Source organism: Sporosarcina sp. FSL K6-1522, from assembly GCF_038622445.1.
GTDB lineage: Bacteria > Bacillota > Bacilli > Bacillales_A > Planococcaceae > Sporosarcina.
Genome location: NZ_CP152019.1, coordinates 567,578 through 591,638 on the forward strand (window position 1 = coordinate 567,578; position 24,061 = coordinate 591,638).

27 protein-coding genes are annotated in these 24,061 nt (G+C 42.4%); 13 read left to right on the forward strand and 14 right to left on the reverse strand.

Going from position 1 to position 24,061, the window contains the following annotated elements; genetic code table 11:
- Positions 1-45: 45 nt before the first annotated feature.
- Positions 46-465 carry a hypothetical protein gene (locus tag MKY34_RS02740; RefSeq protein WP_342513725.1) on the reverse strand — a complete coding sequence of 140 codons (420 nt, stop codon included), beginning with the start codon at positions 463-465 and terminating at the stop codon, positions 46-48.
- A 177-nt stretch (positions 466-642) separates the two neighbouring features.
- A complete protein-coding gene (locus MKY34_RS02745) occupies positions 643-822 on the reverse strand; it encodes a hypothetical protein (protein WP_342513726.1) in 180 nt (59 codons plus the stop codon).
- Between the two features lie 317 nt (positions 823-1,139).
- Here MKY34_RS02745 and MKY34_RS02750 point away from each other — a divergent pair, with 317 nt between their 5' ends.
- Positions 1,140-1,532 (forward strand): thiol-disulfide oxidoreductase DCC family protein, encoded by a 393-nt coding sequence (locus MKY34_RS02750; protein WP_342513727.1) that lies wholly within the window; start codon positions 1,140-1,142, stop codon positions 1,530-1,532.
- A gap of 48 nt (positions 1,533-1,580) precedes the next feature.
- Here MKY34_RS02750 and MKY34_RS02755 read toward each other — a convergent pair whose 3' ends face one another.
- Positions 1,581-1,937, reverse strand: a complete 357-nt coding sequence (locus tag MKY34_RS02755) for a DUF779 domain-containing protein (protein WP_342513728.1) — start codon at positions 1,935-1,937, stop codon at positions 1,581-1,583.
- Positions 1,938-1,958: 21 nt separating this feature from the next.
- Positions 1,959-3,500 (reverse strand): aldehyde dehydrogenase, encoded by a 1,542-nt coding sequence (adh, locus tag MKY34_RS02760; protein ID WP_342513729.1) that lies wholly within the window; start codon positions 3,498-3,500, stop codon positions 1,959-1,961.
- A gap of 395 nt (positions 3,501-3,895) precedes the next feature.
- On the opposite strand from adh, the gene MKY34_RS02765 reads away from it, so the two are divergent.
- The 8 genes from MKY34_RS02765 to MKY34_RS02800 all read left to right on the forward strand — a co-directional run bounded on the left by MKY34_RS02765 (position 3,896) and on the right by MKY34_RS02800 (position 12,794).
- Positions 3,896-5,116 carry a trypsin-like peptidase domain-containing protein gene (locus MKY34_RS02765; RefSeq protein ID WP_342513730.1) on the forward strand — a complete coding sequence of 407 codons (1,221 nt, stop codon included), beginning with the start codon at positions 3,896-3,898 and terminating at the stop codon, positions 5,114-5,116.
- A 114-nt stretch (positions 5,117-5,230) separates the two neighbouring features.
- Entirely contained in the window at positions 5,231-5,932 is a 702-nt protein-coding gene (locus tag MKY34_RS02770; RefSeq protein WP_342513731.1) for a response regulator transcription factor, read from the forward strand.
- Positions 5,929-7,332 (forward strand): HAMP domain-containing sensor histidine kinase, encoded by a 1,404-nt coding sequence (locus MKY34_RS02775; protein ID WP_342513732.1) that lies wholly within the window; start codon positions 5,929-5,931, stop codon positions 7,330-7,332. Before MKY34_RS02770 ends, MKY34_RS02775 begins: the two co-directional genes overlap by 4 nt.
- 82 nt (positions 7,333-7,414) lie before the next feature.
- Positions 7,415-8,293, forward strand: coding sequence for a peptidylprolyl isomerase (locus tag MKY34_RS02780; protein ID WP_342513733.1), 879 nt, complete (start codon positions 7,415-7,417; stop codon positions 8,291-8,293).
- A 191-nt stretch (positions 8,294-8,484) separates the two neighbouring features.
- Positions 8,485-9,675: a hypothetical protein gene (locus MKY34_RS02785; protein ID WP_342513734.1), complete on the forward strand. Its 1,191-nt coding sequence runs from the start codon at positions 8,485-8,487 to the stop codon at positions 9,673-9,675.
- A 17-nt stretch (positions 9,676-9,692) separates the two neighbouring features.
- Positions 9,693-10,928, forward strand: coding sequence for a Zn-dependent hydrolase (locus MKY34_RS02790; RefSeq protein WP_342513735.1), 1,236 nt, complete (start codon positions 9,693-9,695; stop codon positions 10,926-10,928).
- A complete protein-coding gene (locus tag MKY34_RS02795) occupies positions 10,925-12,100 on the forward strand; it encodes an amidohydrolase (protein WP_342513736.1) in 1,176 nt (391 codons plus the stop codon). Before MKY34_RS02790 ends, MKY34_RS02795 begins: the two co-directional genes overlap by 4 nt.
- A gap of 151 nt (positions 12,101-12,251) precedes the next feature.
- Positions 12,252-12,794 carry a hypothetical protein gene (locus MKY34_RS02800; RefSeq protein ID WP_342513737.1) on the forward strand — a complete coding sequence of 181 codons (543 nt, stop codon included), beginning with the start codon at positions 12,252-12,254 and terminating at the stop codon, positions 12,792-12,794.
- 124 nt (positions 12,795-12,918) lie between these two features.
- On the opposite strand, the gene MKY34_RS02805 is transcribed toward MKY34_RS02800, so the two are convergent.
- From MKY34_RS02805 to MKY34_RS02815, 3 genes are read right to left on the reverse strand one after another with little or no spacing between them, the layout of a single operon-like run.
- Positions 12,919-14,136, reverse strand: coding sequence for a M20 family metallopeptidase (locus tag MKY34_RS02805; protein WP_342513738.1), 1,218 nt, complete (start codon positions 14,134-14,136; stop codon positions 12,919-12,921).
- 34 nt (positions 14,137-14,170) lie between these two features.
- Positions 14,171-14,899 (reverse strand): small-conductance mechanosensitive channel, encoded by a 729-nt coding sequence (locus tag MKY34_RS02810; protein WP_342513739.1) that lies wholly within the window; start codon positions 14,897-14,899, stop codon positions 14,171-14,173.
- A 22-nt stretch (positions 14,900-14,921) separates the two neighbouring features.
- Entirely contained in the window at positions 14,922-15,629 is a 708-nt protein-coding gene (locus MKY34_RS02815) for a DUF5058 family protein (RefSeq protein WP_342513740.1), read from the reverse strand.
- Positions 15,630-16,060: 431 nt separating this feature from the next.
- Here MKY34_RS02815 and MKY34_RS02820 point away from each other — a divergent pair, with 431 nt between their 5' ends.
- Complete coding sequence (locus tag MKY34_RS02820; protein WP_342513741.1) at positions 16,061-17,866, forward strand: helix-turn-helix domain-containing protein; 1,806 nt, start codon at positions 16,061-16,063, stop codon at positions 17,864-17,866.
- 75 nt (positions 17,867-17,941) lie between these two features.
- Here MKY34_RS02820 and wrbA read toward each other — a convergent pair whose 3' ends face one another.
- The 4 genes from wrbA to MKY34_RS02840 form a co-directional block, all read right to left on the reverse strand.
- The gene (gene wrbA, locus MKY34_RS02825) at positions 17,942-18,616 is read right to left on the reverse strand and encodes an NAD(P)H:quinone oxidoreductase (protein WP_342513742.1); all 675 of its coding nucleotides are present in this window, start codon (positions 18,614-18,616) and stop codon (positions 17,942-17,944) included.
- 27 nt (positions 18,617-18,643) lie between these two features.
- Positions 18,644-19,255 (reverse strand): alpha/beta hydrolase, encoded by a 612-nt coding sequence (locus tag MKY34_RS02830; protein WP_342513743.1) that lies wholly within the window; start codon positions 19,253-19,255, stop codon positions 18,644-18,646.
- A 211-nt stretch (positions 19,256-19,466) separates the two neighbouring features.
- Entirely contained in the window at positions 19,467-20,675 is a 1,209-nt protein-coding gene (locus MKY34_RS02835; RefSeq protein ID WP_342513744.1) for a DUF3238 domain-containing protein, read from the reverse strand.
- 75 nt (positions 20,676-20,750) lie between these two features.
- A complete protein-coding gene (locus MKY34_RS02840; protein WP_342513745.1) occupies positions 20,751-20,981 on the reverse strand; it encodes a hypothetical protein in 231 nt (76 codons plus the stop codon).
- Positions 20,982-21,123: 142 nt separating this feature from the next.
- On the opposite strand from MKY34_RS02840, the gene MKY34_RS02845 reads away from it, so the two are divergent.
- Positions 21,124-21,312: a CsbD family protein gene (locus tag MKY34_RS02845; RefSeq protein WP_342513746.1), complete on the forward strand. Its 189-nt coding sequence runs from the start codon at positions 21,124-21,126 to the stop codon at positions 21,310-21,312.
- A 42-nt stretch (positions 21,313-21,354) separates the two neighbouring features.
- On the opposite strand, the gene MKY34_RS02850 is transcribed toward MKY34_RS02845, so the two are convergent.
- Positions 21,355-21,525 carry a hypothetical protein gene (locus tag MKY34_RS02850; RefSeq protein ID WP_342513747.1) on the reverse strand — a complete coding sequence of 57 codons (171 nt, stop codon included), beginning with the start codon at positions 21,523-21,525 and terminating at the stop codon, positions 21,355-21,357.
- 104 nt (positions 21,526-21,629) lie between these two features.
- Here MKY34_RS02850 and MKY34_RS02855 point away from each other — a divergent pair, with 104 nt between their 5' ends.
- The gene (locus tag MKY34_RS02855) at positions 21,630-21,857 is read left to right on the forward strand and encodes a hypothetical protein (protein ID WP_342513748.1); all 228 of its coding nucleotides are present in this window, start codon (positions 21,630-21,632) and stop codon (positions 21,855-21,857) included.
- A 53-nt stretch (positions 21,858-21,910) separates the two neighbouring features.
- Here the strand turns inward: MKY34_RS02855 and MKY34_RS02860 are convergent, their stop codons facing one another.
- Positions 21,911-22,615, reverse strand: coding sequence for a CBS domain-containing protein (locus MKY34_RS02860; protein ID WP_342513749.1), 705 nt, complete (start codon positions 22,613-22,615; stop codon positions 21,911-21,913).
- A 313-nt stretch (positions 22,616-22,928) separates the two neighbouring features.
- On the opposite strand from MKY34_RS02860, the gene MKY34_RS02865 reads away from it, so the two are divergent.
- On the forward strand, positions 22,929-23,393 hold the full coding sequence (locus MKY34_RS02865) for a recombinase family protein (protein WP_342513750.1): 465 nt from the start codon (positions 22,929-22,931) through the stop codon (positions 23,391-23,393).
- A gap of 370 nt (positions 23,394-23,763) precedes the next feature.
- Here MKY34_RS02865 and MKY34_RS02870 read toward each other — a convergent pair whose 3' ends face one another.
- The gene (locus MKY34_RS02870) at positions 23,764-24,042 is read right to left on the reverse strand and encodes a transition state regulator Abh (protein WP_342513751.1); all 279 of its coding nucleotides are present in this window, start codon (positions 24,040-24,042) and stop codon (positions 23,764-23,766) included.
- Between the last annotated feature and the right edge of the window lie 19 nt (positions 24,043-24,061).

The following is a 24,061-nucleotide window of genomic DNA, read 5'->3' on the forward strand; positions in this document are numbered from 1 at the left end:
AGACTGATAAGACGCTTTTTCACTTTTTATCATGTTTTCTTATTTTCAACGTCCAAATCCACGGCCGAAACCGCCACCAAACTGTGGGCCCGGTCCTCCAAACCCAGGGCCAAATCCACCACCAAACTGCTGACCTGGGCCTCCGTATCCTGGGCCAAATCCGCCACCAAACTGCTGTCCACCTCTAGGGTAAACAGTTGATCCCCGCACATTCCGAGTCGTTTCTGTTACATAATGACGCGGTACCACAACGTCATGCACCCGGTTTATGTTCACAATCGGATGAATAAAAGGAACTTGTACGGGAACGAATGAATCGCGGCACCGGTACTGCGTTGGGCACACAACTGGTTGCATTTGATTCATGGGACGCATTTGGTTACAACCACACTGACCATGCATCTTATTGCAACCACATTGGCCATGATGCATATGATGAGAATTCCACTGTCCATGTTGCATCATCTTCTCACCTCCTCCCTCTATTACATGTGCAAAAAGGGAGGACAAACGGGCGAGCGACTATGCGATGCAGAGAATAATCAAATATGGAGAAACTAATGCACTAATATCAGATTTAGACTCATTTGCTCTATACACAGCTTGGTACAAAGAAAAAACCTCACATCGCTGTGAGGTTCATTATTGATAATCAAATGGTAATTCATCTTCATCAAAGCCCCGTTGTTCTTTACGCTTTTTCTCCATCTCTTCAGGTTGCTCATAGATGGGACCGCCCTCGCCAATCATTTTTAAAATGGCGATAAAGTCTTTGTTCTGCCTTAACTCCATCTCAACGGGATCAATAGGTAAATGTTCCATGAAAATCATCCTCCTTTACATATTAACCGTGGCTAAATGCGATGGAAAATAATCTATTACGCCTCGGCGTAATTGCGTCCAGATTTTTTTCGAGCGAGCTCGAAAAGCACCCCCTAAAAAATCTGTGACATCCGCCGGAGGCATTATCTTCATTCAGTGGGTGTTTAAACACCCACTGAATGAAGATAAACACCTAACAGTACCTTTACTCTCTATCATTATACTAAATTTTCTGTCTTAGTGGAAGGTTTTTGCTTGAAACATGTTATTCGTGCTGTGATTTGGTTATACTAACCTTATAAAGGGAGGGCATTATGATGAAGCGAATTGTGTTGTTTGACGGCGATTGTAATTTTTGCGATTCAAGTGTACAGTTCATTATTAAACGTGATCCTGCCGCCCACTTTCTTTTCACTTCTTTGCAAAGCACCAAAGGGGTAGAACTTACGAAGCAATATGCCATTCCATCAAATGTTGACAGCTTGGTTTTGATTGATAATGGCAAAGCGTATACTAAGTCTTCCGCCGCACTCCGTATTGCGAAAAAGTTGGATGGATTATGGCATCTGTTATTCCTATTTATACTCGTCCCACGTAAAATCCGTGACGGCGTTTACGATTATGTTGCTACAAACCGCTACAAATGGTTTGGTAAAAAGGAAGAAGCATGCATGTTGCCACCACCTGAAATACGGAAACGATTTATCTAACTCCTCACAAAAAGCCTTCCGGATTTCTCCGAAAGGCTTTTGTTGACGTTATTGCTGTAGTTGCATGTTTTCCTCCGCTGTAAATGCACGAGATCTTGTTAAAAAGCGTTTGCCTTCCACACCTTCGAGTGAGAACATCCCACCCCGCCCATCGACAACGTCAATGATAAGCTGTGTATGTTTCCAGTACTCGAATTGTTTTTTATGCATATAAAACGGAGCGCCTCCAATATACCCAAGCAGAACGTCCTGATCTCCAATGATCAGTTCCCCATCTGGATAACACATTGGTGACGAACCATCACAGCATCCACCCGATTGGTGAAACATCAATGGGCCGTGCTTGTTCTTCAAAAGCTCCATGAGTTCAAGTGTAGCGTCAGTAGCGATTACGCGTTCAATCATCCACACTCTCCTCCTATCTGCTTAAAAGAAGCCTTGTTTGTTTTCATTGTAACTAACGAGCATGTTTTTCGTTTGTTGATAATGACTCAACATCATCAGATGGTTTTCACGACCAACACCTGATGCTTTATAGCCACCAAATGCCGCATGCGCTGGATAAGCGTGGTAGCAGTTCGTCCACACACGCCCTGCTTGAATGCCACGTCCGAAACGGTACGCCGTATTCATATCACGTGTCCACACGCCTGAGCCTAAGCCATATAGTGTATCATTGGCAATTTCAAGCGCTTCTTCTTTCGTTTTGAATGTTGTCACTGAAACAACCGGACCAAAAATCTCTTCTTGGAAGATACGCATTTTATTATTTCCTTTGAAAACAGTTGGTTTGATGTAATAGCCGCCTGCTAAATCGCCTTCAAGCTTGTTTTGCTCTCCACCGACTAGGCATTCTGCACCTTCTTGTTTCCCAATGTCTAGATACGATAGAATCTTCTCCAACTGTTCTGTCGATGCCTGCGCACCCATCATCACAGTCGGGTCCAATGGGTTTCCTGTTTTAATAGCTTTAACACGCTCAATGGCGCGCTCTATAAATTTATCGTAAATCGACTCTTGAATCAGCGCACGTGAAGGACATGTACATACTTCTCCCTGGTTCAGTGCAAACATGACAAAACCTTCTACTGCTTTATCTAAAAATGCATCGTCTTCATCCATAACATCTTCAAAGAAGATATTCGGTGATTTCCCACCTAGCTCAAGCGTGACAGGAATTGCAGTTTGTGAAGCATATTGCATAATTAGACGCCCTGTTGTCGTCTCACCCGTGAATGCAATTTTGCCGATACGCGGGCTAGATGCCAATGGCTTTCCAGCTTCTAAGCCGAAACCATTCACAATGTTGACAACCCCAGCTGGCAGCAAATCCTCGATCAATTCCATTAACACTAGAATGGATGTTGGTGTTTGTTCAGCAGGTTTCAACACAACACAGTTTCCTGCGGCAAGTGCAGGTGCTAGCTTCCACACAGCCATTAAAAGTGGGAAGTTCCAAGGAATGATTTGTCCAACGACACCAATCGGCTCATGGAAATGATACGCCACGGTATCATTGTCAATCTGGCTGACGCCGCCTTCTTGTGCACGAATCGCACTTGCAAAATAGCGGAAATGATCGATTGCAAGCGGTAAATCTGCATTCAACGTTTCGCGAACAGCTTTCCCGTTTTCCCACGTCTCCGCAACTGCTAGCATTTCCAAGTTTTGCTCGATACGATCAGCAATTTTCAATAAAATATTTGAACGTTCTGTAACAGACGTTTTTCCCCAAGCATCTTTTGCCGCATGTGCAGCATCAAGCGCTAATTCAATATCTTCCGCAGTGGAACGTGCCACCTGTGTGAAGACTTTACCTGTCACCGGAGTTGGATTGTCAAAGTATTGCCCATTTACTGGTGCTGTCCATTTTCCGCCAATGAAATTCTCATAACGTTCCTTGAAATTCACCTTTGCGCCTTCTGTATTTGGAAATGCATAAATTGGATTCTCTACTGTTTGAACCATTTTCCATTCCTCCTGGTGTATTAAATTTTTTTTGACACAACGCTACTATACTTCGCAAACTCCCGATATATGCGCAGAAAAGCAAGTAAGTTTTTGTATGCGCTTACATCTCTACCAAAACAAGAAAAGTACCTTTATCAGCAAAACTGAGACGACCCGAGCCCCCAGACGCTGGAGTCTATACAGTTCACCAAATTGAAAAGCCCATACTACTTATCTCGTAAAAAGAAGCTTGCATCACCATTCTGTCAGATTACAGTAAATAATTCAACTATTACGTCTAATGTTTTTCAAAACGATTCCTACTGTTAATCATTTGTTCATTCTCCCGTAATAGTTTGTTCATATTTACCTCCTAAGATAAGAGTAATTAGTTTAAACGGGAGGAAAACATCATGAATAACGAATTCGAAACAACTAAAGAAACTGAAACTGTACAAGAGCCAATGACGGTACAAAAGCCTAAAAATAAATCAGGAAAACGATTTTTATCAACCATTGGAGCGGGCGTTATCGGTTCGATGCTAACATTAGGGGTCGTGATCAATACAGATCTTCTGCAGGCTAGTTCTGAAGGGGGTGCACCTCCAACTACACAAAACACTCCTTATAATGTCCAGCAAACAAACGTCAAAAATCCAACGTCACTTGCAGATATGGTGGAACAAGCATCGAGTGCAATTGTTGGGATTGTTAACTATCAAAATGCTGGTAACCGCTTTGCACAGCAGTCCGAAGCGGTGAAAAGCGGCACAGGTTCAGGTGTCATTTACAAAATCGAGGGCGACAAGGCGTACATCGTCACGAATAATCACGTCATTGATGGGGCAGAAAAGATTGAAGTTTCTTTAGAAAGCGGTGATAAAACTACGGCTGAACTCGTCGGGAAAGATGCATTGAGCGATTTAGCTGTACTGACTATCGATGCAAAATATGCGAAGTCCGTCTTAGAATTTGGTGACTCCGATCAGCTACGTGCTGGCGATAATGTCGTAGCGATTGGAAATCCACTTGGACTTGATTTCTCAGGTACGGTCACTCAAGGGATTGTCAGCGCGGTTGATCGCTCCATTAACGTCAATACATCCGCAGGCGAATGGGCAATGAACGTCATCCAAACTGACGCAGCCATTAACCCAGGAAACAGCGGTGGTGCGTTACTCAATACCGCCGGACAAGTCATCGGTATTAACAGCTTAAAAATTTCTGAAAGTGGCGTCGAGGGCCTAGGCTTTGCGATTCCTAGTAATGAAGTGCTACCACTTATCGAAGAAATGACAGCACATGGACAAGTTGAACGCCCTTACATCGGCATCGGATTGGCGAATCTTGACCAAGTACCGCCAATGTATGTACAACAGTTGCCACAAGAAGTTGAAGGTGGAGTGATGGTCGCTAACGTCGATCCGGAATCCTCTGCTGGCAAAGCAGGACTTGCAGTCGAAGATGTCATTACCTCTATCAATGGTACCGATATCAAAAATTCCACAGAATTGCGCAAGTTTCTTTACAGCGAGCTAAAAGTCGGCGATAAAGCAACATTGACTATTTATCGCGGTGCGGAAGTAAAAACCATCGACATCACGCTAACAAGCAACAAAACACCAATAAAATAACAGCCGACCAAAGACCTCTCCCTTATTCATGGGGCAGAGGTCTTTGCAGTTGCTAATTTTCCATTTTCGATTTACCTTGAAAGTAGCTATATTAAGGAGAGGAGATGCAATCTGTTGAAAATCTTAGTTATAGAAGACAATGAAAGTGTCTCTTCGATGATTGAACTTTTTTTTGCGAAAGAAGGGATTGAAGGTGCATTTGCGAAAGACGGTCTCGAAGGCTATCAGCGTGCGCGTGAAACTAAATGGGACTGCCTAATTGTCGATTGGATGCTTCCTGGCATGGACGGCGTCACGATTTGCCGCAAATTACGGCAAGAACAATACGCGACGCCGATTATTATGTTGACTGCCAAAGACAGCGAATCCGATCAAGTGCTCGGACTCGAAATGGGTGCGGACGATTATGTCACAAAACCTTTCAGTCCACTTGCCCTTATGGCTCGTATCAAAGCTGTAACTCGTCGATATGCTGTCCCTCAACATGAGCCGTTGGAAGAAGGGATTATTAAGACAGCGCATTTCACGATTAACCACATCACACGCGAAGTCTTTTTAGACGGCAAGCCCGTCCTCAATTTGACGCCAAAAGAATTCGACTTACTCTACCATTTCGTCCAACATCCGAAACAAGTATTTTCACGCGAACAACTACTCGATCGTGTATGGGGCTATGATTTTTATGGCGATGATCGCACCGTTGATGTTCATATCAAGCGACTACGGACAAAAATCGCCACTAACAACCAACCCTTTTTCCATACTGTTTGGGGAGTCGGCTACCGTTTCGATGAAACAATCGGTGATGGCAAATGAAAATCAAATACTTCTATCAGCAGCTCGCTAGTCACATTGGCGTTATCGTTATCGCCTTTTTATTGCTCAGCTTGCTATTCTCTCATTACGTCGAACAGTTCGTTTATGATAACAAAACGGAAGAACTTGCAACGTATGGTCAAACCATTTTACAGGATATAGACCGTGATCAAATTAGTTCTAGCAGCATTTTACAGTCGTATGGCTATGTCTTGGATGCCCGCGATATTCAATACAGCCTATTCGATGAACAATCGTCCATCATTTATTCAACAGGGTTAAAAACACCCTTAATCGAACTAAGCGAAGAGGAATGGCGAGATATTAAAAATGGACAGACAGTCACGGTTAAACAAGATTTCAAACGGTTTAACGAGGCCGTCACATTCGTCCTGCTACCTTATGTTCATAACAATCAATTTATCGGCGGCATCTTGCTAACATCCCCTATCAAGGGATCACGGGAAGTTATTTCTCAAATGAATACCTATTTGTTACTTACCACAGTCATTGCATTAGCAGTTGCTTTGCTTCTCAGCTGGTTTCTATCGACATTCCATGGGAAACGCATCCAACGTCTACGGGAAGCGGCTTCGTTGGTCGCACAAGGAGATTACTCCGTGCGCATCCCCTCTTCAGACTTTGATGAAATCGGCGAACTTGCAAGTGACTTCAATGGTATGGTCGAAAAACTGGACGCTTCAATGGAAGAAATCGAAAATCTTGAAAATAGACGCCGCCAGTTTATGGCTGACGTGTCCCATGAATTACGAACACCGCTTACAACGATACGCGGTATTACTGAAGGCTTAAAAAACGACATGATTCCAGAATCCGAGAAGGAAAAAGGGCTACAACTCGCGAGCAATGAAACAATGCGGCTCATCCGTCTCGTCAATGAGAATCTTGACTATGAAAAAATTCGTTCCAACCAAATCACATTACTGAAACAAGATATCCAAGTCGTGGAATTGCTCGAAATTATTAAAGATCAGCTAGAAGGTGCGGCAAACGAACGCCATAACACCATTGTCATCACAGCAGACCCAACCGTACAAGTGCATGCCGACTACGACCGAATCATGCAGATTTTGATTAACATTACGAAAAACAGTATCCAATTCACTGAAAATGGAACGATTTCTTTGCGCGGTTATTTACAAGACGAGCAAACCGTCATTGAAATTGAAGATACAGGTATCGGCATCGACCCCGAAGATGTAGAGAAAATATGGAGCCGTTTTTATAAAGCCATCGTCTCACGGACGACAAATCCTTACGGCGAATTCGGGCTCGGGCTATCCATCGTTAAACAACTCGTCACCATGCATGATGGGACCATTGACGTAGCAAGTGAAAAAGGACAAGGGACGAAGTTTACGATTTGTTTGCCGAAATAAATTTTTATTTTCTACTCCGTAATAGTTTGTTCATATTTCCAAGATACAATCGGAATATATCAAACATGTTGGAGGAGAAATAATGAGTAAAAAATGGTTGTATCCCCTTTTAGGCATTGGGATTATCGCGATTATCTTTGTACTCGCAACAGGCTTCACAAAGGACGAAACAGTTGCATCAGTAGGCGGCGAAAAAATCACAAAGGATGAGTTGTATGAAACACTCGTTCAATCAGCCGGCCAACAAGCAATCTCTTCGCTGATTGACGACAAAGTCATTGCGCAAGAGTTGAAAAAAGAAAAAATTACGATTTCAGATAAAGAAATTGAAGCTGAGTTCAACGCACAAATCGAAATGCTCGGTGGCAAAGAAGCCTTCACAAGCGCATTAGAACAGAGCGGTATGACGGAAAAGCAGTTCAAAGCAAGCATTAAGGAGTATCTAACCCTTCGCAAAGTGCTTGAACCACGCACCAATGTAACCGATGAAGACATCAAAGCCCATTTTGAAGAAAACAAAGCATCATTCGATGAGGAAGAGCAGGTTGAAGCGAGCCATATTTTAGTGAAAGATGAAGCAACAGCCAAAGAAGTAGCTAAGAAACTAGCAGATGGCGGGGATTTTGCCGAGCTTGCAAAAGAATACTCAACAGACAATAGCGCTGAAAAAGGTGGCGAATTAGGCTACTTTTCTCGTGGTAAGATGGTTGCTGAATTTGAAGAGGCCGCCTTTTCAATGAAACCTGGGACAATCAGTGAGCCAGTGAAAACAGAACATGGCTATCACATCATTCAAGTCACTGATAAAAAAGAGGCAAAAGAAGCTACTCTCGAAGACCACAAAAAGGAAATAAAGGAACTATTAGTTGAGAAACAAATCCAAACTGAATATGTAAACTGGTTGGAAGAAGTAAAAGAAAACTATGACATCAAAAACTCATTACTACCAGCAACAACATAAGCAAACCCCTTCACATAGGCAACGAGGCCATATGTGAAGGGGTTTTTACTTTTCTATATAAACTGAACTAAATAATTCCTATCTCCATTTCCGTAATATATTATATACAAAATGCAAAAATCTCTTTTATTCGACAAAATTTCATGGTATTCTTAATAAAAATTCTATGTTGTCTGAAAGGGAAGAATACTATGTCTCAAATGCTTGCTTTAGTCATTATCGTTGCTATTCTATTTATCGGAGATGTGGTTGCGGTCCGTACGAAGGCTTGGATTCCATCTGTTTTCGTCTGCGCCATTCTTTTCTTACTCGGTTATTGGACGTTTTTCCCGCAAGATATCGTCTCGCTTGCTGGTGTACCGCCTACTGTTGCTTCTATGATGATTTACTTACTTATTACCAATATGGGAACTTTGCTCTCCATCCAACAACTAAAAGAACAATGGAAAACCATTTTAATCTCTCTCGCTGGTATTCTAGGGATTGTTGTTGCCCTATTCGGAATTGGTACATTGTTATTCGGTGTTGAAACAATCATCGTTGCTATCCCGCCTCTCGTTGGCGGTGTTGTATCTGCCTTAATCATGTCTGAAGGGGCTGCAGAAGCAGGGCTTGTCTCATTATCTGTATTTGCAATTGTCATTTACGTTATGCAAGGCTTTGCAGGCTATCCGCTCACATCAATCGTACTGAAAAAAGAAGGAAAAATGCTGTTAGAAAAATATCGTAAAGGCGAGCTTACAACAAATGGTGGCAACGTCGACGTGTTAACAACAACACCTGAAAAAGAACTTAAGTTATTTAGTAAAATGCCCGCGAAATATAATACGGACTACTTTAAATTTTTCCGTCTAGCCTTTGTCGGTTTCCTTGCCTATCTCGTTTCTACATTACTGGCACCGATTGTCACAGTCAGCCCGTACGTGCTATGCCTATTGTTCGGGATTATCGCTGCAAGTGTTGGCTTCTTGGAACGTCAAGTGCTGCAAAAAGCGAATGGTTTCGGACTAGCAATGATGGCACTTATGCTATTCATCTTTGATGGCTTGAAAAATGCTACGCCTTCTATGATGATGGAAATCTTATATCCACTTGTCGGTTGTATTGTGTTGGGTGTTATCGGTATGTACATCTTTTCATTTTTCATCGGCAAGGTGTTAAAAGTCAGTAAAGAAATGGCATTTGCCGTTTCATTAACTGCTTTGTACGGGTTCCCAGCTGACTATATTATTACCAACGAAGTTATCAATTCGTTAACGGAAGATGAAAAAGAACGAGAAGCGTTGACAGGTCAAATGCTACCTCCTATGCTCGTCGGCGGTTTCATTAGCGTGACAATTGTATCAGTCATCCTTGCAGGCTTCTTTGTCGGATTCTTGTGAGAATTGGAGGTGTCATGATGAAAGCAAATCAACAACGTATTGAAGAGCATATTGAATTATTAAGCCGCTTCACGGCAACACCTGGTGAAGGCGTCACACGGCTCACTTATAGTCCGGAAGATTTACAAGCCCGAAATTACATTAAAGAAAAGATGGCGTCATATGGACTGAATGTATCAGAAGATGGCTTTGGCAATATCTTCGGCAAATTGGATGGAGCGTTAGCTAACGCTCCATCCGTTATTGTCGGTTCTCATTTCGATTCCGTTCCCAATGGCGGTGCCTATGATGGAACTGCAGGTGTTGTCGTTGGTTTAGAGGTTGCCGCCCTGTTTCAAGAACACAAGTTGAAACCAACTTATCCACTCGAAATCATTGCAATGGTGGAAGAAGAAGGGTCTCGATTTGGCGGTGGGCTGATGGGTTCAAGGGGCATGATGGGTTTATTGACTGAGGAGGATTTTAACAAACTTGCCGATAAAGATGGCATCCTTGCAACAGATGCGATGACCGATATCCAGTTAGATCCTTCAAAGGACAAACTCCGGCATCCCGTAACGATAAAAGCATTTCTCGAATTACACATTGAACAAGGCCCTATTCTTGAGGAAAAAGGTATTCAAGTCGGCGTCGTTGAAGCAATTGTCGGGCTTTCGCAATTAGAAGTAACTGTCCAAGGGCAAGCAGGACATGCGGGGACAACACCGATGGATCGACGTGCAGATGCACTCGTTTCCGCAGCACAAATCATTGCGGATTTACCACTTATTGCGCTAAACGAAGGCGACGGCACAGTGATTACAACCGGACGACTGCATGTCTTCCCGAATGGCGCCAATGTTATCCCTGATAAGGTTGTCTTTACGGTTGATATCCGGTCAGGTAAGGAAGCGCATGTGCAAAATGCCATTCGCCAAGTCGAAGCACTCGTTAGAGCTAGAGATAGCGGCGGAATTAGCACGTCTACTGAACAATTGCTCTATATTGCACCGAAAGCATTAGACGAAAAAGTACGTTCATCACTAAAGCAAGCAAGTGATGCGTTAACGATTCCCTACTGTTCAATCAATAGCGGAGCTGGCCATGATGCCATGGTGTTCTCAGATTTCACCGCTTGCGGTATGATTTTCATCCCGAGTAAAAATGGGCTCAGCCATTGTCCGGAAGAATGGTCAGACGCAGGACATCTCGCAAACGGTACAGATATTCTCTTTGAAGTAGCAAAACAATTAACGGAGGCTCAATCATTATGATTAATCAGACTATAAAAGACGCAATCGCGAACTATAGTAACGAACTAACCGCATTGCGACGTAAGCTCCATAGTGAGCCAGAACTATCATTTGAAGAAGTCAAAACGACTGCATTTGTTTGTGATTACTTGGACAAGCTTGGTATTGCCTACCGCAAGACTGAACCAACTGGTGTTATCGCTGAAATTCAAGGTGCTTCTGGCGGTAAAACCGTCGCACTACGCGGCGACATGGACGCCCTTTCTGTCGAACAACTCAACAAACACGTGCCCTATGCTTCGAAAATCGAAGGAAAAATGCATGCATGTGGCCATGATGCACATACGTCCATGCTACTCATTGCCGCAAAAGCATTAGTAGCTGTGAAAGGCGAGCTGCCAGGTAATGTGCGGCTTCTATTCCAACCTGCTGAAGAAATTGCACAAGGGGCAAAAGCAATGGTTCAGCAAGGAGCAATGGAAGGCGTCGACAATGTATTTGGCATTCACATTTGGTCGCAAATGCCGACACACAAAGTAGCTTGCTCACCAGGCCCTTCATTTGCGGCAGCAGATATTTTCAAAGTCCATTTCACAGGAAAAGGCGGACACGGTGCCATTCCACAAGACTGTATTGACGCGGCACTTGTTGCCTCTTCCTTCGTCATGAATGTGCAAACCGTCGTCTCTCGGACAATCGATCCGCAAAGTCCAGCCGTCCTCACTGTCGGTAAAATGGACGTCGGCACACGCTTCAACATCATTGCTGAGAACGCATTGATTGAAGGAACAGTTCGGACATTCCATCCAGACACACGTAATCATATCGAAAAAAGCATTACACAATACGCACAAAGCGTTGCCGACATGTACGGTGCAACGGCGAAAATTGAGTATATTCGTGGAACACAACCTGTAATCAATGAAGAAACAAGCGCTCGACTTGTTCAACAAGTTGCCACCGAAGCATTCGGAGCAGACGTATTGTATGATGAGAAACCGACGATGGGGGCAGAAGACTTCTCATTCTTCCTCGATGAAGCACCTGGTAGCTTCGCACTTGTCGGTAGCGGTAATCCCAAAAAGGATACGGAGTGGTCACATCACCATGGCAACTTCGACATCGACGAAGATGCGCTTACAACAGGTGCAGAATTATACGCACAATATGCTTGGGCATATTTGAATAAATGAGTGGGGAGCGGAAAAGCTAAATGGCTTTTCTGTTTTTTTGTGCGTGGCGGGCATAACACCTTCCAAGACGATCATAAACTTGTTAATAGCCGTGAAATCCGCACGCCGTATGGTAAAATAAAACAACTGCCATACATAAAGGAGTGTCTATATGAATTTTGTCGCCTGGACCATTGTCGCTTGCGAAATCGGCTTTTGGGTCGTCATCTTACTTGGTTTGGTCACACGCTATCTATTCAAACGTGAACGACTCGGCTTTTTCTTTCTTGCTTTGACACCTATTATCGACTTACTTCTCCTTGTCGTCACGGCAACTGATCTATACAATGGGGCTACTGCAACCCAAGCGCATGCCATTGCCGCCGTCTACCTTGGCGTCTCCATCGCCTTTGGAAAAAGTATGATTCGTTGGGCTGACGAGCGCTTCCAATATTATATTCAACAACAAGGCACAAAGCCCGCCCGAAAAACGGGATGGGCGCATGCACGTCACTCCATGAAAGGCTCCTTGCAACATTTGCTCGCCTTTATTATCGGGGCCACGCTCCTTGTCGTTATGATTTACCTCATTAATGACCCTTCTCGAACGGAAGCGTTATCCGGAACACTAAAAGTATGGGCACTCGTTCTTGGCATTGACTTCGTCATCTCTGCGTCCTACTTTATCTGGCCGCGGCCGGATAAGACAAAATGACGGCAAAGCATATAAAAAAGGGCTATCAACCGTAATGGTTTTTAGCCCCTTTTTTTCCGCTCTATCAACATTATGGATAAACTACATACGAAAATGAATACCGGCTGTCCCACCAGCAATTCGATTATTCAACATCGCAGTAATGACAAACTACTTCAGCAACAGACTTCGCTGAAACGAGAAGTGCATCTTCATCAATATCAAATTTCGGGTGATGGTTCATATACGCTCTTTCCACACCTTTTGGTTTACAGCCGATATTGAAGAACAGACCAGGCACTTTTTCCAAGTAATACGAGAAATCCTCCGACCCTGAGAAGACCGGAAACTCAATGATTTCTTTAATACTTTGATCCTTCGACTGTTGCAAAATAGAAACCACTTCTGCCGTCGTTGCTGGGTCATTGTAGAGTGGCGGATAATCAGCAGTATACGTCAATTCGCATGTCACACCAAATTCCAATTCAATACCACTGACAATACGACGAATCTCGTGCTCGATGGTCTGCTGCGTTTCCTCATTCATATAGCGAACATCGCCTTCCAACTCTATACTGTCCTTAATGACATTGAATGAGCCCTTTCCATCAAAAGAACCAATCGTCACAACGCCCATTTCAAACGGATTCAACCTTCTGCTGACAATCGTCTGAATCGCTGTCACGAAATGCGCACCCGCAACAATCGGGTCATTCGATTGATGCGGAGAAGAGCCATGTCCGCCACTGCCTTGAATGACCAGCTTGAAATACGTTCTCCCCGCCATCGCATAACCGCTACGATAGCCGATTGTTCCAACTCGATGTGTCGGGAACAAATGCGTGCCAAATACCAAATCCAAGTCATCTAGTGCACCCGACTCAACGATACTCTTTGCTCCACCCGGCGGTGTTTCCTCCGCATGCTGATGAATAATTTTAATCGTTCCGGCAATAGAAGATTTCAGCTGAATCAAGCAATCTGCAAGAATGAGCATATAGGCAGTATGTCCGTCGTGTCCACACGCGTGCATGACACCATCGTTTTTCGATTTAAAAGGTACATCGGCTTCTTCATGAATGGGTAGTGCATCAAAATCTGCACGCAGTCCAATCGTCTTCCCCGGTTTTCCACCTTTAATCGTCACAACGATACCGTAACCATTGCCTACATTCGTTAAAACTTCTACATCTTTTCCTTTATAAAAATCCACAATGTATTGCGCTGTCTTTTCTTCTTTAAAAGATAACTCTGGATGCTCATGCAAGTGGCGACGAATTGCAATCATTTCATCCGCTCTACTTTCAAGCATCTCCATTAGTTGCCGTTTCGTTTTAAGCACTTCTTTCACTGGTTGTCCCATCTCGATCCTCTCCCTTTCTAAAATCCCACGATTCTTACGCCTCTTTTTGCTTTTTTAACTTCTCAAGCAGTATACAAGCAACGACTGTCCCTAGTATACACAGAAATGTTTTCAACGAAGCTGGTACTGGACCTAAATTGACAAATAATCCAATAGCTAGCGCAACGACACCCCATAATGGTTTCTTAATAGCAAATTGGGCAATTACGCCTCCGAAAATGGCTGGCAAGACAAACTGGAAACTTGCTGTTAACGTTTCCGGCAACAGCGCGATGAGATACGAACCAAAAAGAATAGCAAATACCAGAACAACAGTATTCACAATTGAGGCTGCTGCTATCGCAAGCGTTGCCGTTACTTCTCCTTTTTTCGTCCCCGGTTCAGCACCAACAACACTTTGCGCGATGGACGCGCTTGGCAAACACATATTTCCAATATTACCTGTTAAAAATGCTAAATATGTCCCCGAAATACCTAAAACAGGATAATAACTAATTGGCTCAATGACCCATACGACTGCAACAACCGCTGCATAGGCAGAGAATCCCGACAAGATTGTTGCCCATCCTGGATGAAAGCCAAGAACAAACGATAAGTACATAGGCAAAGCCAACGTCAATACAATAACACTCCAAATCGTCAAACGGCCCCAAAAATGCGACTTATTATGAAACGTTTCAAAATCAATTGCTCTATCCGTTGCGTTCGTTTGTAAAGCATCCTGTGTCATCGCTTTCGTTTCTACTTCATTAATCATCGCCATATCCCTCTCCTACCTTCCCCGTTTAAAGTAGTAATAATCCGATAAGTATGCCCACGACAATGACAATTCCGAGAGACCATTCACGCAACCAACCAAGTTTAAACTTACTGGAAGCGCCTAAAATAACCGGCATGATTAGAAATGCGACGATAAATACGATGGTCTCATTGATTCCTTTCACCATCTGGCCTGCACCAAAATAACCGAAAGCCCCTATCATTGCAGCAGTCGAGACGATGCTTAACAATTGCGCATTATTACTTTTTCCTGCAATTTTCTGTTGAAATTTCCCTAATGACTTTGTAAATAACGCCGTAAACAATAACCAGCCCATTCCGCCAAGACACATGACCCAAACTGCTGTCGTAAATGCCTGCGCAGTGAACGTCGACGAACCAAGTTCTGATCCAGCTGCTTGAGCCCCGAGACTAGCACCAACCGTTTCAATAGGAGCAGATCCAACAATCCCAATGCGCATAAGTGTCACGGGATTGCCGAGAAACGTAATCAAGGAAATCGCCACGATAATAATTGCAAAAGAAGGTCCTAACGAACTAATTGCCCCTGTCCGTACGACCGATTTCACCTCTTTGCTTGTCAATCCAACAGAGGGAGCCGTTCTAGAAGCAAGTCTGATAAAGACAACTGCCTGAAATATAACGATACCGATAATAAGAGACGCTATCAGCCAAACCGGGAAACTATTTGCTATTTTCATCACTTGTTCCATCTTTCTTCCCCTCATTTCTTTTTATTAGAAACCGATCAATTACGCCTCGGCGTAATTGCGTCCAGATTTTTTTCGAGCTCGCTCGAAAAACTCCTCTAAAAAATCTGTGACATCCGCCAAAGGCTGTATCTTCGTTCAGCCAGCGTTTGAACACCCACCGAACAGTAAAACAAAACCGCATTCATCTCGCCAACTATCGAGATGAAGTTTTCTGTAGCTGACGCTTCGCTTTCAGTACAAAAAGATTTGATGAATGAAGATAAACCGTGGCAACCGTTATATGAAAACGCTTCCATATTTCTGAATCTTAAATCTTTTATAATGATGTTTAATACTATACACTTGGATTATAATGACGACAATGTGTGTTTATCTATAATTTAAAGCCTATTAGTAGTTATTTATCTATAATTGAATGGAGGTTGACGGCATTGTCAACAAACAACGACAAACATTCTTTATTGCATGGCAAATTAATAGACGACGAACTACGTATTTTAGTCGATAGTATTCGCTCCATTACTTCCACCCTCAATCTCGATAAAGTACTGGAAAAAATCATGCGCAATGCACTCAGAGTCATTTCCGCCACGGATGCAGGCTATTTACTACTGTACGATCCAGCTACTCAACTATTACTCCCAAAAGCACCAATCGGTTTTAATGAAAACATCTATAAATTCCGCGTAAAACCAGGAGAATCAGTTACTGGCAAAGTGTTTGAGGACGGTATCGGACGAATCTTCAATTCCAAAGAAGAGCTGTTCGGAGAAATGGATCGCTTCAACATTTCCAAGACAAACTTCGAGCACATCACATCGGCCGCAAATTCTCCCGAAGCCGCCATTTGTGTCCCAATCGCTATCGAAGGGAAAAGAATCGGCATCATGATTACCCACCAATGGCGTCGTAAAAAAATATTGGATGACCACGATCTACTTTTATTACAAATCTTTGCTGAACAAGCTGCCATCGCCATCCAAAATGCACGCTATTATACAGAAGCCCATCAGCGCCTCCATGAAATTACACAGTTAAGTGCACAGCTCGAAAAACAAAATCTTGAACTTCAAAAAAGACATGACGTCCATGAAACAATGACGAATCTTTCATTAGAAAACAAAGGACTTGAAGCAATCATCCGGGCATTTGACCAAATGACTCATGCTCCCCTATCCTTTTTCAATGTCATCGAAGACAAATTTTATATTCATAGTCCAAACGAAGAACTACACTTCGATTCCATTGAATTAAAAAATATTTTTTCAACGAGAAGAAAGCCACTCCTTCTCCACTCAAATCGTTCTGCTGTGAATGTCTATTTGTATCCCATTTACAATCGATTTGTATTTCTCGGTTGCTTTCTCGTTGCAGTAGACGAGGAGATCACCGAATCGGACCGCATTACACTCGAACAAGGCAGTCCGATTCTCGTGTTAGAATTAATAAAAAATCAAACCGTCACGGAATATTTTTATAAAAAAACGCACGAACAATTTTCAGCCTTACTTGATGCCCAAAACGCCGACCATCTAGCTATATTGGCAAAAGAATTCGGCCTAACTGCTACCGCACATTGGTTCATCGCTATTTTTGAAATACCTAGTTATACAGATTTGCAGTTGCTTGAAATCGATATCCATCATCTTATATTGAAGATGAAAAGCCAATTTCACACGAAAGAAACGATGATCTACGGCTTGCATAATCGTGTTGTCCTCCTCGCACCCGTTGTAGCAAACAGCGATTGTTACGACTTCCAATCCTTACAAAAAGAATGGGAAAAGAGCGGAAATCCTGCTTTGCGAGGAGGAGTGAGTACAACGTATAAAGGATTGCACTCTATCAAAAAACTATATGAAGAAGCTACCAAAACACTGTCTTACTTAGCTACACGCAACAGCACAGCCATTATTCGCTATGAGGACATCGGACTCAACCGACTTTTTTTAAATCAATCCACCGAGGAAATCGAACAATTTATCGATGAAGTCTTTTCTCCATTATCATCTGCTAACAATGGAAAAACAGAGCTGGAAGATACACTTCTCATCTATTTTGAAACCAATCGTTCCGCTACAAAAACGGCGGAAAAACTGCATATCCACATCAACACACTGTATCAACGGATCCGAAAAATTGAACAACTACTGCAGCTGAACCTAAACGACTACGAGGACTCCCTCAAAGTTCAGCTTGCCTGCCATCTCCGAGCGACTTATGATTTGAAAGGTTAACAAACTACTCTGTGCACTCCCCGCTTGAATCACGAAAAAACCGACCCTCGTAGATCGGTTTTTTCATTACATCTATTATGCGTTAAAATATGTCATCGCTTCGGCCACTTTCACCGTACGTTTCGCTTGGTGATGCACTGCCGCTTTAATGGCTGCTTCGTCTTCTACTATTTTCCCATCTTGCCCAACTGTTACGCTTGTGCCATACGGATTGCCTCCCGCTGCAAACGTTACCGGATCCGTGAAACCTGGCGCTGCAACAACTGCGCCCCAATGATACATTGTCGTGTAAAGAGATAGAATTGTCGCTTCCTGTCCACCGTGTGGGTTGCCTGCAGAAGCCATTGCACTAACTGCTTTATTGGCAAGCTTACCTTGGAACCAATGTCCACCTAACGTGTCGATAAAAGCTTGAACTTGGCTCGACATGTTCCCAAAACGCGTCGGTACACTAAAGATAATGGCGTCTGCCCACTCCAAATCATCGCCTGTCACAACTGGAACGTCTTTTGTTGCTTCATGATTTGCTTTCCAACTTGGTGTTGCATCAATTACCGCTTGCGGTGCTGTTTCAGCGACTTTCATTAACCGTACTTCAGAACCCACTTCTTTCGCTGCCTCAGCTGCCCATTGTGCCAACTGATAATTTGTCCCGCCTGAGCTATAGTAGACGATTGCTGTTTTTACGTTTGTCGTATTCTCCATCTCCCTATTCATCGATTTCCCAAATAGCTTGTATAGATAGCCCATTTATTATTCACCATTTCCGTTATTCATTTAATTACCAAACCGCGTTGCGTACCACTCCGCCGCCGCATCTACTTCTGTTCGCGTCAACGAATGGCCGTTCATTTCCCAATGTACATTCACTTGTGCACCTGCTCCTGTTAACAGCTCATCCAACTCTTCCGCTTCCTCAGCCGGACACATCGGATCGTTTTTTCCTGCGGCAATGAATACAGGAACGTCTTGCAAGTTCGGCAAATCAAAGCCACGTCCTGGAACCATTGGATGATGAAGAATCGCACCTTTTAAAGCATCCGCATAATGGAATAGCAAGTTCGCCGCAATATTAGCCCCATTCGAATAGCCAATCGCAATGATTGCAGATCGATCAAACCCATATTGTTCAGCTGCTTCATCCAAAAACGCGTTCAACTCCTGCGTGCGGAACCGTAAATCTTCCTCGTCAAAAACACCCGCTGCTAATCTACGGAAAAAGCGTGGCATCCCATTCTCCAGCACATTCCCTCGAACGCTTAACACTGACGCTTGCGGATCCACTAAATCCGCAAGTGGCAACAAATCCTGCTCGGTCCCGCCCGTTCCGTGTAGCATTAGTAAAACTGGTTTCGTTGTATCTGTTCCTTGTTTAAATATATGTTTCATCTATCAATCGCTCCTTGTCGAATCAATTTCGTGCACCTCAAAAGGAATTAATGTCGATTAAAGGTACCTCCGATGACGCTCGTATTATATCTCGAATTCAAGATAATTTTATCAGACCTAGCTTCACTTGTCAAAGGGGTCGCTTCACGAAAGATTGAACAATTTTCCATAAAAAATAGGAAAGCTTCTACAGCCTCCCCAACTTGCAACTTCACCCAAAACTCGAACAACGCCAATATTGTCCCGCAATAACGCGCGACATCCACGCAAGCCCTTTGCTTTCTGCTTGGTGAATAGGCAACCATATATCGCTCTCACCACGCACCATATACACTTCATGATGTGGCGCTTGATCGTGAACACCCGCTATATCAAAGGTACCATCTCGCCGTAGAACTGCATGCACCACATAATCAATTTCCGGAGCGGTTGTCAGGGGGTTACCGACAGCATGCGTAAGATGAAAGCCAACCTCCTCTTCACCATGATCCAGCCGTTGCAAATCAATGCCCTCATGAGATGCCGTGGCCTTTTTGAGAAATTGCTTCAAACGACTATACGCAAGTGATGGACCCACTACCTTCGTAAACGTCAAAGGCGCACCTTTCTCGTCATAAGCAAGCTCAATATCAACACGCGTACGATAACTCTCCCCGTGCGAATCAAACCCTCTGCCGTCACCTTTAAAATAATGATGCCGCGACAGCACATTCGGATTCACGACCCATTCCTCCGTTAGAAAGGTTGTATAACGCAATTGCCATCGATTAGTCACACGAACCCGACAACTTTTTACTTCAACGGATTCTAACAATTCTTTCGGCTTGGCAATCATCTTCGTCACCGTAAACACTTCCACCGCAGTCTCTTCTTGTGATGAAACAGGATTTAACAGACCGAAAATTTGTGATGCAATGGACTTACTCACATTAAATCGTTCTGCTGATTTCACAAGAGGACGCTGCGAATGAATCGTATAGGTATACGCTTCATCCAACGAAAAATCTCGATCTATATAATAATTACTATCCACTGATTTCATATAAACTCCATTGCGAAACACCTCATACCCATCGACACCATTTATATCTTCCCATACCAACACCATTTGCGTCTTTGCAACAATCGTCGTCATAACGAGTGATTGCAGTGGATTTTGTTTGCTTTTTTGCTCCGCAAACGCCGATGTTTGTAATGCAATGACATCGACAACACCCCCATCTACTACCCGCTCAATGCTATACGTATACATTTTGGCATGTTTGAAATCGCCGTCACTAAACTCCGCAACAGTTCCTTCATACAAATGGTCGCCGTCTCGATAGACATTATACATCCCGCCACAATCATGCCAAGTGAAATAGATGGAATCAGCTTTATGCACAATGGTTTTGATCTCAAAAGTAGATTGCTGCTCCATACAAAAAGTGCACCTCCTCCTACTTAGAAGTGTGGTGCACTTTATGGATTGTTAAACATTTTGCGGTATGCTTCTTTACTGCACCCAAGTTTCTTTCCACTCGGTAATTCGGCGTTTCACTTCCTCTTCCAACTCTCCAAGTGGAATCTCATGGTTTTCTTGCTCTGGTTGCATTTGAAACCAATTGACTTCCCCGCTTTTATAATGGCCTTGGTATTCTTTGTCATCTAACCTTAGGGCAAAGTGTAGAGTTTCATACTGTGTGGCTTCAAACAGTTCTTTTCGAACATTAAAGTCTTCAATCATCACTATCTCTCCCTTCTAGTTATCGTCTTCTGCTTACTATACCCACTTTCATACCCCTATCTAACCTGTTATTCAACAAAAATGTTTATACCACTTTCAGTCGGGTATAGAATGCTATCAGACAAAAAGTGGAGGCTACAAGATGAGTGATAAAGGACTCTCCGATAAGATCAAAGGAACGGTCAACAAAGTAAAAGGTGAAGTAAAGGATCAAATCGGCAATATACTGGGCGATTCTTCACTTCAAGCTGGCGGGAAACTCGATAAGCTGAAGGGCAAAGCACAAGAGAAAATCGGAGACTTGAAAGAAAAATTGAATGACAAAAAATAAGATGAAAAGAGCGATTCCTTGAAGGAGCGCTCTTTTTTCAAGCTATAAATTCTTCGTATTTAAGCGCGGAATTGTCCCTTCATCATTCAGCTGATGGTCTTGATTGTCTAGTAACTCCCCACTTAACCCACGCTCTACACTGCTATCCATTTCTTCAGGACCATTCTTTTTAGCCTTCTTAGTCCCCTTTTTAATCAAATATTCCTTCTTCATCAAGAAACGCCTCCTATCTATCCAAAACGTTGTTATATGTATCATTCGCGAAAATCAGGAAACGATACAAAGACAATCATTTTTTTGAAAGGAACATCATCCAAATGACAAAGAAAAAAGTGTTCACAGAACAAGATCGAAAAGATGCTGATGGGCCATACATGGACAATCCCGAAAATCTTCGCACCGACAAAGAAAGCATCTACGACATGCACGAGGATATGCAAACGGTGGATGCCATTTCTCTAGAAGATTTACGCATGGAACTGCGAGAAGAAAAGGTTCATCATGACTCGAAAAGCAATTCGTCCAGTGCAGAGAAATATTCCTAACCTACAAAAAAGCTGTGTTTGATTCACTATTTATGAATCAAACACAGCTTTTTTCAATCAATTTTCATCAAATCAAGTGGCGTAATAATCCCTAATAATTTTTCTTCAGGGCGACCATTTTCGGTAATCAGAAGTGCTTCGAGTCGCTTCCCACCGACAACAGACTTTCTAAAGTATTCCTCAGCTTCATAAACCGAGAGATCTTTTTCGACGAATCGATACGTATTCTTTTGCTTTTCGTGATAATAAATGTCGAGCAATGTCGGCATTTCCCGGGAAATGATTTCTTCTGTCCCTTTATCTGCAAGCCAATACGTAATACCTACAGCGGTGATCAAACCGATGAATTTACGATTCTCATAGATTGGAATCTGATTGAATCTTTGTTCATGTATAAGTTTCAAACCCTTTTCAAGACTATCAGACGCTCGCAATGTATGCACTTTTCGTTGAAACATATCGCCAACCGTTACAGGCTTAGACAACTCTCGTTCGATATACTCAATCAGCTCAACAATATTGTCATGTGGCTCGGCAATCGCATAATCGATATCCGTTCGCCGATGAACAATCGCATTGCGCAAATCTGCACATTCTCGTAAATCCACTTCAAACTTCCGAATAATGGCATTCATATTTTTCGTTTTATCGATCAAACGGGAAAAAGGCATATAATTGCTCAGACCACTGATTTTCTCTAACGATTTCTCAATGCGATTAAATGCGATAATAAAACGATCAGAGTTGCGTATAGTCATCCGAATCCCTCCTGCCAGCATCGCTTTTTAAAAAGTATGCTTTATGACACTTTATAAAATGCCTAATACTTTTATTTCATAAAGTATATTTTTTATTTTGCAATATGTCACCTAATTGATATAATTTTTGACACAAATAATTTGAAATGGGGAAAATTTTTTCAAGATTAGGATATGCTCATGCTTCCGCTAAAGATCAAAATCCAGAACGACAAATAAAAAAATGCGTGCACTTGGTATTGAAGATCGTTATATTTTCGTTGACAAGTAAAGTGGTAAAGATTTTGATCGACCACAGTGTCAGGCAATGTTATTGGTCATACGTGAAGGAGATTTACTATATTTTGATGCACTAGACCGAATGGGGAGGGATTATGACGGAATAATTCAAGAGTGGAAATACATTACAAGAGAGTTAAACGTAGATATTATAATATTGGAGAATGAAATTTTATTTCATGGTAGAAAACCCCTGAATATAGGCGATCTCGGGAAGCTAATGGAAGATCAATTTTTAAGCTTATTATCTTATGTTGCCGAACAAGAACGCAAAAAAAGTAAGCAACGACAGGCAGAAGGAATAGAAATAGCAAGGACTAACGGCATCAAATTTGGTCGACGCAAGTATGAAATTAATAGGGATTATTTTGTTAACGTGTATGATGAATGGCGATCTGGATTGATTACTGCTACTGAAGGAACGCGGCGCCTTGAATTAAAACCAAATACTTTTTATCGGTGTGTAAAAGAGTATGAAAAAGGAAGTTTGTTGGAGTAAAATATAAAAACAATTATACAAACAAAAGCTCTTGATAGTGGATAATAAGGTGATTAAAAAGATAAGATTTGAAGGGTTATTTGATTTGGATATAGCAAATAACGTTAATGCTGCAGCAAAGATATTTAGATTCTTACCATTTTAAAAATTACAAGTAGGCATTTGTTTTTGAGCAAAAGTTTATACTTTCCACTTTTCAAATGAACAAAGTGAAAAAAAGTGAAATCCCGAATAAAGTTACTTTTAAGTAATTCACTATTCGGGATTTCCTTTAAACTGAGTCGATTGACTTGTTTAAAATTTTTATAGTTACATGTCATAATATTACAAATGATTCATTTTTACTCCCAGCACAATGGGGAGTTTATTTTCAAAACGGTATTACGTTATTAATTTTACAAAGTAAATCTCTAGCACCTTCAGTACTTATAACTATTCCTCCGCTACGCAACTTAAAATCATTCTCAGAAGTTTCTCCTGTTACTATACACTTACTATTAGACTTATATTTCGCCAAAATAATTTTCTCGCTGTCAATAAAATTTTTCAGAGCATCCCCCTTATCAATCTTAGCAGACTTTCGTGGATTTCCAGGGATACCCATACAACCAGCGCTGTCTAACGTTTTTATAATACTTTTTGATCTCATATAGTTTCTCCTGACTCTT

What these genes read in the sequence shown, in the direction of transcription:
- MKY34_RS02740 (WP_342513725.1), bottom strand. Translation starts at nt 465, where the DNA reads ATGATGCAACATGGACAGTGGAATTCTCATCATATGCATCATGGCCAA.
- MKY34_RS02745 (WP_342513726.1), bottom strand. Translation starts at nt 822, where the DNA reads ATGGAACATTTACCTATTGATCCCGTTGAGATGGAGTTAAGGCAGAAC.
- MKY34_RS02750 (WP_342513727.1), top strand. Translation starts at nt 1,140, where the DNA reads ATGAAGCGAATTGTGTTGTTTGACGGCGATTGTAATTTTTGCGATTCA.
- MKY34_RS02755 (WP_342513728.1), bottom strand. Translation starts at nt 1,937, where the DNA reads ATGATTGAACGCGTAATCGCTACTGACGCTACACTTGAACTCATGGAG.
- adh (WP_342513729.1), bottom strand. Translation starts at nt 3,500, where the DNA reads ATGGTTCAAACAGTAGAGAATCCAATTTATGCATTTCCAAATACAGAA.
- MKY34_RS02765 (WP_342513730.1), top strand. Translation starts at nt 3,896, where the DNA reads ATGAATAACGAATTCGAAACAACTAAAGAAACTGAAACTGTACAAGAG.
- MKY34_RS02775 (WP_342513732.1), top strand. Translation starts at nt 5,929, where the DNA reads ATGAAAATCAAATACTTCTATCAGCAGCTCGCTAGTCACATTGGCGTT.
- MKY34_RS02780 (WP_342513733.1), top strand. Translation starts at nt 7,415, where the DNA reads ATGAGTAAAAAATGGTTGTATCCCCTTTTAGGCATTGGGATTATCGCG.
- MKY34_RS02785 (WP_342513734.1), top strand. Translation starts at nt 8,485, where the DNA reads ATGTCTCAAATGCTTGCTTTAGTCATTATCGTTGCTATTCTATTTATC.
- MKY34_RS02790 (WP_342513735.1), top strand. Translation starts at nt 9,693, where the DNA reads ATGAAAGCAAATCAACAACGTATTGAAGAGCATATTGAATTATTAAGC.
- MKY34_RS02795 (WP_342513736.1), top strand. Translation starts at nt 10,925, where the DNA reads ATGATTAATCAGACTATAAAAGACGCAATCGCGAACTATAGTAACGAA.
- MKY34_RS02800 (WP_342513737.1), top strand. Translation starts at nt 12,252, where the DNA reads ATGAATTTTGTCGCCTGGACCATTGTCGCTTGCGAAATCGGCTTTTGG.
- MKY34_RS02805 (WP_342513738.1), bottom strand. Translation starts at nt 14,136, where the DNA reads ATGGGACAACCAGTGAAAGAAGTGCTTAAAACGAAACGGCAACTAATG.
- MKY34_RS02810 (WP_342513739.1), bottom strand. Translation starts at nt 14,899, where the DNA reads ATGGCGATGATTAATGAAGTAGAAACGAAAGCGATGACACAGGATGCT.
- MKY34_RS02815 (WP_342513740.1), bottom strand. Translation starts at nt 15,629, where the DNA reads ATGGAACAAGTGATGAAAATAGCAAATAGTTTCCCGGTTTGGCTGATA.
- wrbA (WP_342513742.1), bottom strand. Translation starts at nt 18,616, where the DNA reads ATGGGCTATCTATACAAGCTATTTGGGAAATCGATGAATAGGGAGATG.
- MKY34_RS02830 (WP_342513743.1), bottom strand. Translation starts at nt 19,255, where the DNA reads ATGAAACATATATTTAAACAAGGAACAGATACAACGAAACCAGTTTTA.
- MKY34_RS02835 (WP_342513744.1), bottom strand. Translation starts at nt 20,675, where the DNA reads ATGGAGCAGCAATCTACTTTTGAGATCAAAACCATTGTGCATAAAGCT.
- MKY34_RS02840 (WP_342513745.1), bottom strand. Translation starts at nt 20,981, where the DNA reads ATGATTGAAGACTTTAATGTTCGAAAAGAACTGTTTGAAGCCACACAG.
- MKY34_RS02845 (WP_342513746.1), top strand. Translation starts at nt 21,124, where the DNA reads ATGAGTGATAAAGGACTCTCCGATAAGATCAAAGGAACGGTCAACAAA.
- MKY34_RS02850 (WP_342513747.1), bottom strand. Translation starts at nt 21,525, where the DNA reads ATGAAGAAGGAATATTTGATTAAAAAGGGGACTAAGAAGGCTAAAAAG.
- MKY34_RS02855 (WP_342513748.1), top strand. Translation starts at nt 21,630, where the DNA reads ATGACAAAGAAAAAAGTGTTCACAGAACAAGATCGAAAAGATGCTGAT.
- MKY34_RS02860 (WP_342513749.1), bottom strand. Translation starts at nt 22,615, where the DNA reads ATGACTATACGCAACTCTGATCGTTTTATTATCGCATTTAATCGCATT.
- MKY34_RS02870 (WP_342513751.1), bottom strand. Translation starts at nt 24,042, where the DNA reads ATGAGATCAAAAAGTATTATAAAAACGTTAGACAGCGCTGGTTGTATG.